Origin of the sequence: Streptomyces sp. NPDC093598 (assembly GCF_044764825.1) — a bacterium.
Classification (GTDB): Bacteria; Actinomycetota; Actinomycetes; order Streptomycetales; family Streptomycetaceae; genus Streptomyces.
Genome location: NZ_JBIWIV010000012.1, coordinates 44944 through 56855, shown reverse-complemented (window position 1 = coordinate 56855; position 11912 = coordinate 44944). Strand labels below are relative to the sequence as shown.

Sequence of the window (11912 nt, the reverse complement as noted above, 5' to 3'; positions counted from 1 at the left end):
CCGTCTCAGCTCCCCGTGCCGAGGGCCTCGCCGACCAGCCCGCGTACGGCCTCCAGCGCCTCGGCGCGGTCCGCCGGGACCAGCCCGATGCGCGTGCGCCGGTCGAGCAGGTCGGCCTCGTCCAGGGCACCCTCGTGCCGCAGTGCCCACAGCAGTTCGGCGCCGGTGACGGGATGGCCCGGGACGACGGGCTCGCCCAGCCGCGGGTCCTGCGCGGCGAGGGCGTGCACCGCCGGTGCCTCGGTGCCGTAGCGCTGGACGAGGCGGCGGGGTGCGCGCAGCGCGGCGAGCGCGCGGGGGGCTGCGGCGCCCACCAGCGGGAGCGTGGCCGTGGGGGAGGGGCCGGCGGTCAGGCCGCGTGCGTCGACCGCGGCGTTCACGGCGTCCTCGGCCATCCGGCGGTAGGTGGTGAGCTTGCCGCCGACCACGCTGACCACGCCGTCCGGTGAGGTCAGTACCGCGTGCCGGCGGGAGATGTCGGCCGTGCGCGATACGGCGCCGGGCTGTGAGGTGGGTGTGGTGTCCAGAAGGGGACGCAGTCCGGCGAACGCGCCGACGACGTCACTGCGCAGGACGGGGACGTCGAGTACCGAGCCGAGGACGTCGAGCAGGAAGCCGATGTCCGTCTCCGGCACCTCGGGGACGTCCGGGACGGGCCCGTCCAGAGGTTCGTCGGTGAGTCCGACGTAGACCCGGCCGTCGTCCTGGGGCAGGACGAGGACGAAACGGTTGGTCTCGCCGGGGATGGGGATGTGCAGACCGGCGGGGAGCGGGCCGATGTGTTCCGAGCGCAGGACGAGGTGGGTGCCGCGGGAGGGCCGGATCCGGATGCCGTCCACGAGGTCGCCGGCCCACACACCGGATGCGTTGATCACCGCACGGGCTCGGATCTCGCCCTCCTCACCGCTGAGTTCGTCGCGTATGCGGGCGCCGGACGCGGTGAGTTCCAGGGCCCGGACCCGGGTCAGTACGCGGGCGCCCTGCGCGGCGGCGGTGCGGGCGAGGGCGGTCACCAGGCGGGCGTCGTCGGTGAGCCTCCCGTCCCAGGACAGCAGGCCGCCGCGCAACCCGCCGGGGCGCAGCGCCGGGGCCAGGTGCCGGGTCTCGACCGGGGACAGCCGACGCGGGGCGGGCAGTGTGGCGCGGGCCGTGCGGGCCGACAACCGCAGGGCGTCGCCGGCCCGGAAACCGGCCCAGGCCAGCGCCGCCTGCCCGCGCGAGACGAGTCCGGTCAGGGGCAGGACGAACGGCTGGGCGCGCACCAGGTGGGGCGCCGTACGCTCCATCAGCACGCCGCGTTCCACCGCGCTCTCGTGGGCGACGTCGAACTGCGCCGAGGCCAGATAGCGCAGCCCTCCGTGGATGAGCTTGGAGCTCCATCGCGAGGTGCCGAACGCGAGGTCGTGGGCGTCGACGGCGACGACGTCGAGACCGCGGGCGGCGGCATCGAGGGCCGCTCCGGCACCGGTCGCGCCGAGGCCGACGACCAGCACGTCCACCACGCGGCCGTCGGTCGCCTCGGACAGCTCGCGGGTGCGCCGGGCGGTGGACAGGGAGGCCCTGGCGGCCGGGATGGCGGGCTGGCTCATGGGGTGAGGGTCCTCTCCAGAACGGTGCGCAGTTCGGCGAGAAACGCCGCGGTGGTGAGCTCGTCGTCGTCCTCGTCGGTCATGGTGCGCAGTGACAGGGCGAAGGACTGGAGGATCAGCAGCACCGACCGGGCCTGGAGTTCGGCGGGGGCCTCGCGCACTGAACCGTCCGCATGCCCCTCCCGCAGCGCCCCGGCGAGCAGCTCCAGCAGGGCTTCCTGACTCGCGCCGCGCCGGTCCAGCACATAGGGCAGAAGCAGTTCGGGGTCCACGTCGACGATCTTCTGGAAGAGCGGGTGGGAGCGGAACGCCTTCACCCCCGCGACCAGGCCGTCGACCAGTGGCGGGCGGGTGCCCACCTCGGGCCGGCTCTCGGGCATGGCTCCGGTCGCGACGGCGATCCACTCGCGGGTCATCAGATCACCGACGAGGGAGCGGACGTCGGGCCAGCGGCGGTAGAGCGTCATGCGGGAGACGCCCGCGCGTCGGGCGACGTCGGTCATGGTCGTCCGGCGGACACCGACGGCGAGGACGCAGTCGCGGACGGCGTCGAGCACCACGTCGTTGTCGGAGGACTTCTGCTGGGCCAGGCTGTTGTGACGATTAGGCGTCATGTGTAACAGTGTAACGCCAGGGGCCGCTCCAGCGGCAACCCCCGACGACCGGTGAGGACGACAGGCATGGACATGCTGTGGAACGGCTGGGGCGACCCGGCCAGGGCGACGCCGCTGCCCGACACCGTCACCGGGCTGCTGCGCGACTGGCTCGGCGTCAAGCCGCAGCCCATGGCATCAGCCCGCCTGGAGGAGATCGAGATCTCCGCGCCCGCCCTGGAGGGCGCGGCCCTTCACGCGCTGCGCGCCGCACTCGGCGACCGGGCGGAGAGCGTTCGCACGGACACGGAGAGCCGCATCCGGCACACCCGCGGCAAGTCCACCCCGGACCTGTTGCGCATCCGCGCCGCCGACACCACCGACGCCCCGGCGGCAGTCGCTCTTGCGCAGAGCCACGACGAGGTGCTCGCCGTACTCCGGGTCTGCGCCGAACACCGCCTGGCCCTCGTCCCGTTCGGCGGCGGCACCTCCGTCGTCGGAGGACTCGCCCCGTCCAGCCGGGCGCCCTTCATCGCCCTGGACCTGCGGCACATGAACCGCCTGCTCGACCTCGACCCGGTCTCCCGGACCGCCACCCTGCAGCCCGGCCTGCGCACCCCCGAGGCCGAGGCGCTCCTGGCCGAACACGGCTTCACCCTCGGCCACTTCCCCCAGTCCTACGAGTGGGCCACCATCGGCGGCTTCGCGGCGACCCGCTCCAGCGGGCAGGCCTCCGCGGGGTACGGCCGCTTCGACGAGATGGTCCTGGGCCTCACCCTCGCCACCCCCGAAGGCACGCTCGACACCGGCCGCGCACCCCGCTCGGCCGCCGGCCCCGACCTGCGGCACCTCCTGCTCGGCTCCGAGGGCGCCTTCGGCGTCATCACCTCCGTGACCGTCCGCGTCCGGCCCGCCCCGCAGACGCGCCGCTACGAGGGATGGCGCTTCGCCTCCTTCGACGAGGGCGCCGCCGCGCTGCGCCGGCTCGCCCAGGACGGTCCGCGCCCCACCGTCCTCAGGCTCTCCGACGAGACCGAGACGCTGATCGGCCTGGCCCAGCCCGAGGCCATCGGCTCCGCCGTCGAGCAGCAGAACGCGGGATGCCTCGCCGTGGTCGGCTTCGAGGGCACCGAGGAGGACACCGCGCAGCGCCGGGCGGCCGCGGCGGCCGTACTCATTGACTGCGGCGGCGAGTTCGCCGGTGACGAACCAGGGGAGCGCTGGGCCCACGGCCGCTACTCGGCGCCGTACCTGCGGGACTCGCTCCTCGAAGCGGGCGCGTTCGCCGAGACCCTGGAGACCGCCGCCTACTGGTCGCGGCTGCCCGGCCTGTACGCCGCCGTCCGCGACGCGCTGACCGCCACACTGACCGCGAACGGCACCCCGCCGCTGGTCATGTGCCACATCTCGCATGTCTACGAGAACGGCGCCTCGCTGTACTTCACGGTCGTCTCGGCACAGGGCGAGGACCCGGTGGCGCACTGGACGCGCGCCAAACACGCCGCGAACGAGGCGATCCTCGCCGCGGGCGGCACGATCACCCACCACCACGCGGTCGGCACCGACCACCGCGAGTGGTACGTGCGGGAAGCCACAGACCTCGGTGTCGCGGCGCTGCGGGCCATCAAGCGACGGCTGGACCCGGACGGTGTGCTGAACCCCGGCGTCCTGCTGCCGACCGACTGACCACAGCTCCACTTCCTGCTCGAGCGCGCACCACCCCCTCAGACGACAGCCCGGCACCACCCGTCAGCCCGGAGGCACATCGATGCGACAGTTCACCGCCGTCGTCAACCCCACCGCGGGCGGAGCCACCAGCGCTGCGGCGCTGCACAAGGTGGCCCGTCTGCTGAGGGAGGCGGGCGCCGAGCTGGAAACCGAGTACAGCCGCAGCCTCGCCCACGCCCGTGAACTCGCCCGGCGCGCCGGGGAACGAGACCGGGTGGTGCTCGCCGTCGGCGGCGACGGGATCACCGGAAGCATCGGCGGAGCCCTCAGCGGCACCGGCGCACTGTTCGGCATGGTCCCGGCCGGGCGCGGCAACGACTTCGCGCGGGCCCTGGGCCTGCCCGGCGACCCCGACGGCGTGGCCCGGGTGCTGCTGCACGGCACGCCGCGTGCCGTGGACACCATCGAGGTCACGTCGTCCGTCCACGCGGGCACCGTCGTCCTCGGCAGCGTCTACGCAGGGGTGGACGCGCTGGCCAACCTCCATGCCAACCGCTCCCGGGTCCTGCGCGGTTCGGCCTCCTACTACGCCGGTGCCCTGCGCGCGATCAGCACCTGGCGTCCCGCCCGCTACCGGATCACCGTCGACGGCCGGGACCACGCCTGCACCGGCTACACCGTCGTGGCCGCGAACTCCAGCTACTACGGCTCCGCGCGCCGCATCGCTCCCGAGGCTCGGCTGGACGACGGTCTGCTCGACGTCGTGATGATCCGCGACGCGCCGCGCCGACTGTTCTTCGCCCTGATGAGGGAACTCGACACCGGCACCCACATCCATCGTCCCCAGGTGCAGGTCGTGCGCGGGCGGGAGATACGCATCGAAGCCGACAGAAACCTGCCTTACGGCGCGGACGGCGAGATCGAGGCCGTCCTCCCGGTCACGGTCAGAGTGCTGCCGGGCGCACTGCGAGTCCTGTGCTGAGGACGTTGCGGCAGCCGAATGCCGCCCGGAGGGTCACGCCCTTCACGCCGGTCCCGGTGCTGTCATCCAGCGCCACTGGGTGAACTGTTCCAGGCTGGCCGTGCCGCCGATACGGGAGCCGTTGCCGGAGATGCCCATCCCTCCGAAGGGGGCGTTCGCGGCGTCCTTGGCGGAGACGTCGTTGATGTGGACCATGCCGGTGCGCAGCTGCTCGGCGACAGCCGTCGCCCTCGGTACGGAGGCGGAGTGCACGGCAGCCGTCAGACCGTACGCGGTGTCGTTGGCGATCTCGACGGCCTCCGCCTCGCTGTGGAAGGGAACGACAGGGGCGACGGGGCCGAAGATCTCCTCGGTGAACACGGGCATGGCCCGGTCGACGCGGTCCAGGACGGTGGGCGGGTAGAAGACTCCGTCGCGTCGGCCGCCCGAGAGTACCCGCGCCCCGGCGGCCACGCTGTCGTCGACGATGCGTTCGATCCTGGTGGCCTGCCCCTCGCTGATGACCGGGCCGACGCTGACACCTTCCTCGCGGGGGTCGCCGACGCGCAGGGCCCGCGCGTGCCCGATCAGCGCGTCGGTGTACGCCTCGACCAGGTCGGCGTGGACCAGATGGCGGCCGGCGGCTACGCACGCCTGTCCCTGGTATCCGAAGGTGCTCACGGCTCCGGCGAGGGCGGCCGCTTCCACGTCCGCGTCCTCGAGCACGACGAGCGAGTTCTTGCCGCCGAGCTCGAGCAAGACCCGCTTCAGCCCTTCACCCGCCACACGAGCCACGGCGCGTCCGGCCTCGGTGGAGCCGGTGAACGCGATCATGGCGACGTGGGGGTCCGCCGCGACCGCCTGCCCGGTCTCAGCGCCGCCCGGCAGGACGTGCAGCACCCCGTCGGGCAGTCCGGCGTCCTCGAGAAGCCGGGCGACGAGGACACCCCCGGAGACCGGGGTGAGCGGGTCGGGTTTGAGCAGCACGGTGTTGCCCAGCGCGAGCGCGGGTGCCAGCGCGCGCATCGCGAACAGGAGCGGCGCGTTCCAGGGATTGATGACACCGACGACGCCGACCGGCACCCGCCACGCCAGACTCGTGCCACCCGGGGCCTGCGGGGCCAGGACCTCACCCCGAGGCAGGGAGGCGAGTCCGACGGCGTGTGTCAGCTGGGCGAGGGCGGCGACGATCTCGTAGTCGCCCTTGGCGGGGACGCCGGCCGACTCACGGACGATCCATTCGCGGAAAGTGTCGCTGCGTTCACGCAGTGCGCCGGACGCCCGCAGCAGGACCTCGACACGATCGGAGGGGGCTGCCGCGGCCCAGTCCCCGGCGGCCTGGGCGGCCCGTGCACCGGCGCGGGCAACGTCCGCCCGGGAGGCAATGCCGATGTCGGCCAGCGTGTCCCCGGTGGCGGGTTCGATCACCCGACGGGTGCCGCCCCCGGGTTCGCGCCAGCCCGAGCTGTAGATCTTTCCGGCCCACTCGGCCTGGTCCGGCCACCCCTCGCCGATGACAGCCACGGGTGCCACCTCCGTCCGGGATCGGTGCCGCCGTCCTGCCGTGAGGACCTGTTCGCGCACATCTGTCACGCTTGATGTCTAGTGTCGTAAAAAGGGAAGGTGCGGCGCACCTCGGGTTCAGGGCGCTCCCCGGCAGACGGCCCCCGGCGGGAGTGAGGCGGGATGAGGTCATGAGCGGATCCGCGTCCGCCCGGAACGAGGGCCGGTCGGGCGAGGGGTGGCGGGAACGTGTCGACGAGGCGGCCACGGCCAGGGCTGTCGTCAATGGTCACGGCGTCGTGACCGCGTGGAACGAAGGGGCCGGGCGACTGCTCGGATACCGGGCCCCGGAAGTGATCGGCAAGCACGTGGCCCGGCTTCTCGCGGACGCCGCTCACGCTCATGTGCCGGACTCGCTGCCCGGGCTGCGAAGGTGGAGCGGGACCGCCACGCTGCTGCACCGGGACGGTCACCGGCTCACCCTCGGACTGCTGGCCCATCGCCGGGAGAGCGACGGGGACGACGACTGGCTTCTGGTGTCACCGGTGGCCCGGCCGGCACCGACACCAGAGGACGATGCGTATCTGCGGCGCAGCTTCGCGCAGGCTCCCTACACCATGGCCCTGTACGACACCGGACTGCGGCTGCGCTGGGCGAACGCGGACATGGAACGTGTGATGGGCCTGTCCGAGGAGGAGATGCGCGGTCTGCGGGTGACGGAGATCGTCCTCGACCCGGAGAGCGAGCGGACCGAGGAGGGCATGCGAACCGCGCTGCGGACCGGCCGTCCCCAGGCGCTCGGAGCCGCGCTGCACCTCGCCGGCCATGAGCGCGAAAGCGTGTGGTCCGTGTCCCTCGTCCCGGTACGGGACTCGGACGGAGGAGTCGAAGGCGTCCTGCTGTCGGCGCACGACGTGACGGAGCAGTACCTCGCACGGCAGCGACTGATCCTGGTCGACGACGCCAGCCTGCGGATCGGCAGCACCCTGGACCTGCCCCGTACCGCTCAGGAACTCGCCGACGTGGCCGTCCCACGGTTCGCGGACTTCGTCACGGTCGATCTCCTGCCGTCGATCGAAGGGGGTGAGGACCCGCCGCAGGGCCCTCCGCACGGTCCGGTGATGTTGCGCCGGGTCGCCTCTGAGTCGGTCCTGGAGGGCTGCCCCGAAGCCGTGGTGCCGCACGGGACGGTGGCGACCTACCCGGAGCGTTCCACCGCGGCACGCTGCCTGGCCGCAGGGCGGCCGATCATCGACCACATCACGCCCGCGATCCTGGAGGATCTGGACCGCACGGCCCCGCAACGGGCCGAACGGATGCGGCATTTCGGATTCCACTCGGTGCTGGCGGTGCCCATGCGCGCGCGTGGTCTCACCCTGGGCGTGGCCACGTTCTCCCGCCATCAACGGCCCAAGCGCTTCGAGCAGGACGATCTGCTGCTGGGCCAGGAGATCACTGCCCGCGCCGCGGTGTGCATCGACAACGCCCGGCGCTACACCCGCGAGCGCGACACCTCCCTCACGTTGCAGAACAGCCTGTTGCCACAACGACTCCCCGAGCAGGCGGCCCTGCATGTCGCCTCCCGCTATCTGCCCGCCAGCGCCCGGGCCGGTGTGGGCGGCGACTGGTTCGACGTCATACCGCTCTCCGGTGCCCGGGTCGCTCTGGTAGTCGGTGACGTCGTGGGCCACGGCATCCAGGCCTCGGCGACCATGGGGCGGCTGCGCACCGCCGTACGGACGCTGGCAGATGTCGACCTGCCCCCCGACGAGTTGCTGACCCACCTCGACGACCTGGTCAACCGCTTGCCCGGCGGGCAGGACACCATGGCCCTGACCGACGGCGACATCGGCGCCACCTGTCTGTACGCCGTCTACGACCCGGTCTCCCGCCACTGCACGATCGCCCGCGCCGGCCACCCCGTGCCCGCCCTTGTCACACCTGACGGCACCGTCGAGTTCCTCGAGGTGCCCGCAGGGCCTCCTCTCGGCCTGGGTGGCCTGCCCTTCGAGTCGATCGAGGTGGAGCTGGCCGAGGGCAGCCTGCTCGTCCTCTACACGGACGGGCTCGTAGAGGACCGCGGCCGTGACATCGACGAAGGGATCGCCGCCATGCGTGAGGTGCTGCGGCGACCGGCTCATGATCTGGAGGCCACGTGCGACGCCCTGCTACGCACCCTGCTCGTGGATCGACCCTCCGACGATGTGGCGCTCCTCGTGGCGAGCACACGAGCCCTCGACGCCTCCCATGTGGCGACCTGGCCGGTGTCGCCGGACCCCGCAGCGGTCGCCGAGATGCGCAAAGCCGCCTGCCGGCAACTGTCCGAGTGGGGCCTGGAGGACGCCGTGTTCGTCACTGAGCTGGTCGTCAGCGAACTGGTGACCAACGCCATCCGGTACGGTCGCTCTCCCATCGAGCTCAGACTGATCTACGACCGCACGCTCATCTGCGAAGTCTCCGACGGCAGCACGACCGCACCCCACCTGCGCCGGGCCCGTACCTTCGACGAAGGCGGACGCGGGCTGCTTCTCGTCGCCCAGCTCACGCAGGGCTGGGGTACCCGTCAGATCTCCAACGGCAAGATCATCTGGGCGGAGCAGTCACTGCTCGCCGACTGAGGCGCAACCATCGCCGGTGCGGCTCCCGGGCGGTTCCGCCGGGTTCCCTCCCGGGTGAGCGTAGTGCCGGGGACACCCGTCTGACCTGGGCGGACGGAACGCTTTCCGCGCACAAAGATGCGTCAAGACGTCGTTGACCTCCTCTTCGCGGCAGGGCCAAGGTGATGGGGACATCGGAATCCGATCACCTGCTTTCGGTCACCGAACTGCGTACGGGAGGCAGCGATGCTCCAGACAGAGAGCCGCGAACACGACGAGCTCGAGGAAGACACCGAGGCGGCTGCCGCTGACATGACGCCCACGGCCGAGCCGTCACCGCCGGCGACACGCCGCGACCTCTTCTTCCAGCGGTGCCTCTGGTGCGGCACCCCCGCCTACCGTCGCTCGTTCTGCCGTGCCCGCGGAGCCACCGCCTTCAGACGGGAGCGCAGCATCGGTGCCGGGGTCCTGGTCCGCCGTGTCGGCCAGGCTCCGCTGCGGGCGCGGCTATCCCCGGATACGACCTGCTCGTGCAGGCTGTCGGAGGCCTCATGAGCGTGACCGGGGAGGCACACGGGGAGCCGGTGAAGGCAGGTGTGGCCCTCGTCGACGTGATCACCGGGCTGCATGCCTCCCTCGGCATCCTGGCGGCCCTCCGGCACCGGGACGCCACCGGCGAGGGGCAACTGGTGGAGGTGAATCTGCTCAACTCGCTGCTGTTGGCGATGGTCAACCAAGCCTCGGCGTTCGCCGTCGCCGGTGTGGTCCCGGGGCGCATGGGCAATGCGCACCCGAGCATCGCGCCGTACGAAACCCTCCCCACCGCCGATCGGCCGATCGCCCTCGCGGTGGGCAACGACCGGCAGTTCGCGGCGCTTTGCGAGGCCCTCGGGGAGCCCGGTCTCGCCCTCGACAATCGTTTCCGCACCAACGCGGACCGGGTCGCACACCGCGTCGAACTGCGGGACATCCTGACCGGGCGGCTCGGTGCGGCGAGCGCCGACCACTGGTCGGCCGTCCTGCTCGCGGCAGGGGTGCCCGCCGGACCGGTCAACACCCTCGACGACGCCTTCGCCTTCGCCCACAAGCTGGGCCTTCCAGGCATCGTCGACGTCCCCGGCGGACCCGCCGACGGCGGAGAGGGCGGACCCTCCCGCCAGGTGGCGCACCCCATCGTGCTGAGCGGGACACCCGCGCGGTACCGACTGCCTCCGCCCGGCCTGGGCCGGCACACCGCGGAGATCCTCGACGGCCCACTGGACCGCTCCGCCGATGCCTCCGGCTGACGCGGAGCGCGGCCCCGGCCGCACGGGGCGCCGGCACCGGCACCTCACCGATCTCGATCTTCCGACCTTGATGACAAGGAACCCCAGCATGAGCGGCAAGCCCCTGAAGGACCCCGTCGACCTGCTCGACATCGCATCCGTCCTCACCGACGAGGAGCGCGAGATCCAGGCCACCGTCGCCAAGTTCCTCGCCGACCGGGTGCGCCCGCACATCGGTGAGTGGTTCGAGAACGCTCACTTCGCCCGCGAACTCGCGTCGGAACCGGGCAAGTTGGGTGTGATCGGCGCGGCGCGGTCATGTACTCGGCGAAGCCGCCGTAGGGGTAGAGGTCGAAGATCCGCTGCCCGTCGCGGGAAGTGCTGAAGTAGCCGTTCCATGTTCTGACCGCCGCGGTCGACTGCGTCGACGGGTTCGGGACCAGCCACCGGCCCACTCGACCTGATCGCTCATCGTCGCTGTCCTCGCAGAGCCGAGCGGGGTGGGGGAGCGGGGATGGAGGCGACCGTCGGTCAGGCGGATTCCCGTACGACCAGACGTGTCGGGGTGACCACGGAGGCCAGCGAGTGGCCGCCGTCTGCCGTCGCAGACCTGTCCGGCGTGCGGTGGAGCAGCAGCCGTGCCATCAGGCGTCCCATGCCCTCGATGTCCTGGTGCACGGTGGTCAGGGGCGGAGACGTCGCCTCGGCGATGGGCGCCAGGTCGTCGAAGCCGACGATGGCCACATCATCCGGCACTCTGCGCCCCCGCTCCTCGAGTACCCGCAGGGCACCGGACGCCATGAGGTCCGAGGCCGCGAAAACAGCGTCCAGCCGCGGGCACCGGTCGAGAAGCAGGGCCATGGCGTCCGCGCCGCCCTGAAGCGTGAAGTCGCCCTCCGCGATCAGCCGGGGTGGGGCGTCCACGAGCACGTCGCGGAAGCCGTCGAGGCGGTCGATCGCGGAAACCTGGTTGAGCGGCCCGGTGATCGTTCCGATGTGCCGGCGTCCCTGCCCCACGAGGTACCGGACGGCTTCCCTGGCTCCGCCGCGGTTGTCGGCGTCGACGTGGGTGCAGCCGTGGCTGCGGTGTCCGCGGCCGATGACCGGACGGCCGCCGAAGATGGCGGGCAGGCCCATCTGTTCGACCATGCCCGGCAACGGGTCGTCGGCTCGCAGCGAGAACAGCAGCGCGCCGTCGACGTGGCCGCCGCCCAGGAAGGCGCCCACGCGCGGGTAGTCGTCCGGCTCTTCGATGAACAGCAGCACAGGCTGCGCTCCTCGCTGGACGAGTTCCTGCCGGATGCCCCGGAGATGGCAGTCGAAATAGGGGTCCACGAAGAGCCGGTTCTGAGGTTCTGTGACCACGACGGCGACAGCGTTGTTGCGGCGCGTGACAAGGCTGCGGGCGGCTTGGTTCGGTACGTAGCCGAGTTCGGACACCACTGTCCGGACGCGTTCGGCAACGTCGGCCCGCACCTTCGGCTCGCCGTTGATCACCCGCGACACGGTGGATCTCGACACCCCCGCCCGGCGCGCTACGTCCTGGAGTGTGGGGCGCTGTCCGTTCGGTCGTTCAGTCAACACTGTCTCCGCTTCAGGGCAGTTCAGTTCACCGGGCGTCGGACACGTTAGCCTCCGGCCGCAAAGGCCAGCGGTGAATTTTCGCTGGACAGAGAGCTGCTCTGCGTACCGTCCCGATCGTCGTCCTCGCGGTGATGGGCGTGGCAGTACGGATG

Annotated in this window: 8 protein-coding genes and 1 pseudogene; 5 read left to right on the top strand and 4 right to left on the bottom strand. The window is 71.9% G+C overall.

The genetic code is table 11. The features are described from left to right. Window positions 1-5: 5 nt before the first annotated feature. Entirely contained in the window at window positions 6-1589 is a 1584-nt protein-coding gene (locus tag ACIRDU_RS28415; protein WP_403584354.1) for a glycerol-3-phosphate dehydrogenase/oxidase, read from the bottom strand. Next, the gene (locus tag ACIRDU_RS28410; RefSeq protein ID WP_403584352.1) at window positions 1586-2203 is read right to left on the bottom strand and encodes a TetR/AcrR family transcriptional regulator; all 618 of its coding nucleotides are present in this window, start codon (window positions 2201-2203) and stop codon (window positions 1586-1588) included. The genes ACIRDU_RS28415 and ACIRDU_RS28410 overlap by 4 nt, the downstream gene beginning before the upstream one ends. Before the next feature lie 66 nt (window positions 2204-2269). Here ACIRDU_RS28410 and ACIRDU_RS28405 point away from each other — a divergent pair, with 66 nt between their 5' ends. Together ACIRDU_RS28405 and ACIRDU_RS28400 are read left to right on the top strand one after the other, a co-directional pair. Beyond that, complete coding sequence (locus tag ACIRDU_RS28405; protein WP_403584349.1) at window positions 2270-3868, top strand: FAD-binding oxidoreductase; 1599 nt, start codon at window positions 2270-2272, stop codon at window positions 3866-3868. 82 nt (window positions 3869-3950) lie between these two features. Next, window positions 3951-4832 (top strand): diacylglycerol/lipid kinase family protein, encoded by an 882-nt coding sequence (locus tag ACIRDU_RS28400; RefSeq protein ID WP_403584347.1) that lies wholly within the window; start codon window positions 3951-3953, stop codon window positions 4830-4832. 42 nt (window positions 4833-4874) lie between these two features. Here the strand turns inward: ACIRDU_RS28400 and ACIRDU_RS28395 are convergent, their stop codons facing one another. Beyond that, window positions 4875-6335, bottom strand: a complete 1461-nt coding sequence (locus ACIRDU_RS28395) for an aldehyde dehydrogenase family protein (RefSeq protein WP_403584345.1) — start codon at window positions 6333-6335, stop codon at window positions 4875-4877. 170 nt (window positions 6336-6505) lie between these two features. Here ACIRDU_RS28395 and ACIRDU_RS28390 point away from each other — a divergent pair, with 170 nt between their 5' ends. The 3 genes and pseudogenes from ACIRDU_RS28390 to ACIRDU_RS28380 all read left to right on the top strand — a co-directional run bounded on the left by ACIRDU_RS28390 (window position 6506) and on the right by ACIRDU_RS28380 (window position 10561). Continuing rightward, window positions 6506-8932: a SpoIIE family protein phosphatase gene (locus ACIRDU_RS28390; protein ID WP_403584343.1), complete on the top strand. Its 2427-nt coding sequence runs from the start codon at window positions 6506-6508 to the stop codon at window positions 8930-8932. Window positions 8933-9399: 467 nt separating this feature from the next. Further along, window positions 9400-10197: pseudogene (locus ACIRDU_RS28385) on the top strand (CaiB/BaiF CoA transferase family protein); the annotation flags it as partial. A gap of 88 nt (window positions 10198-10285) precedes the next feature. Continuing rightward, complete coding sequence (locus tag ACIRDU_RS28380) at window positions 10286-10561, top strand: acyl-CoA dehydrogenase family protein (RefSeq protein WP_403584341.1); 276 nt, start codon at window positions 10286-10288, stop codon at window positions 10559-10561. A 146-nt stretch (window positions 10562-10707) separates the two neighbouring features. Here the strand turns inward: ACIRDU_RS28380 and ACIRDU_RS28375 are convergent, their stop codons facing one another. After that, window positions 10708-11757: a LacI family DNA-binding transcriptional regulator gene (locus tag ACIRDU_RS28375; protein ID WP_403584338.1), complete on the bottom strand. Its 1050-nt coding sequence runs from the start codon at window positions 11755-11757 to the stop codon at window positions 10708-10710. Window positions 11758-11912: the final 155 nt, after the last annotated feature.

Bases quoted from the DNA above. Each gene is read 5' to 3' on its own strand.
- ACIRDU_RS28415 (WP_403584354.1), bottom strand. From the start codon at position 1,589: ATGAGCCAGCCCGCCATCCCGGCCGCCAGGGCCTCCCTGTCCACCGCC.
- ACIRDU_RS28410 (WP_403584352.1), bottom strand. From the start codon at position 2,203: ATGACGCCTAATCGTCACAACAGCCTGGCCCAGCAGAAGTCCTCCGAC.
- ACIRDU_RS28405 (WP_403584349.1), top strand. From the start codon at position 2,270: ATGGACATGCTGTGGAACGGCTGGGGCGACCCGGCCAGGGCGACGCCG.
- ACIRDU_RS28400 (WP_403584347.1), top strand. From the start codon at position 3,951: ATGCGACAGTTCACCGCCGTCGTCAACCCCACCGCGGGCGGAGCCACC.
- ACIRDU_RS28390 (WP_403584343.1), top strand. From the start codon at position 6,506: ATGAGCGGATCCGCGTCCGCCCGGAACGAGGGCCGGTCGGGCGAGGGG.
- ACIRDU_RS28380 (WP_403584341.1), top strand. From the start codon at position 10,286: ATGAGCGGCAAGCCCCTGAAGGACCCCGTCGACCTGCTCGACATCGCA.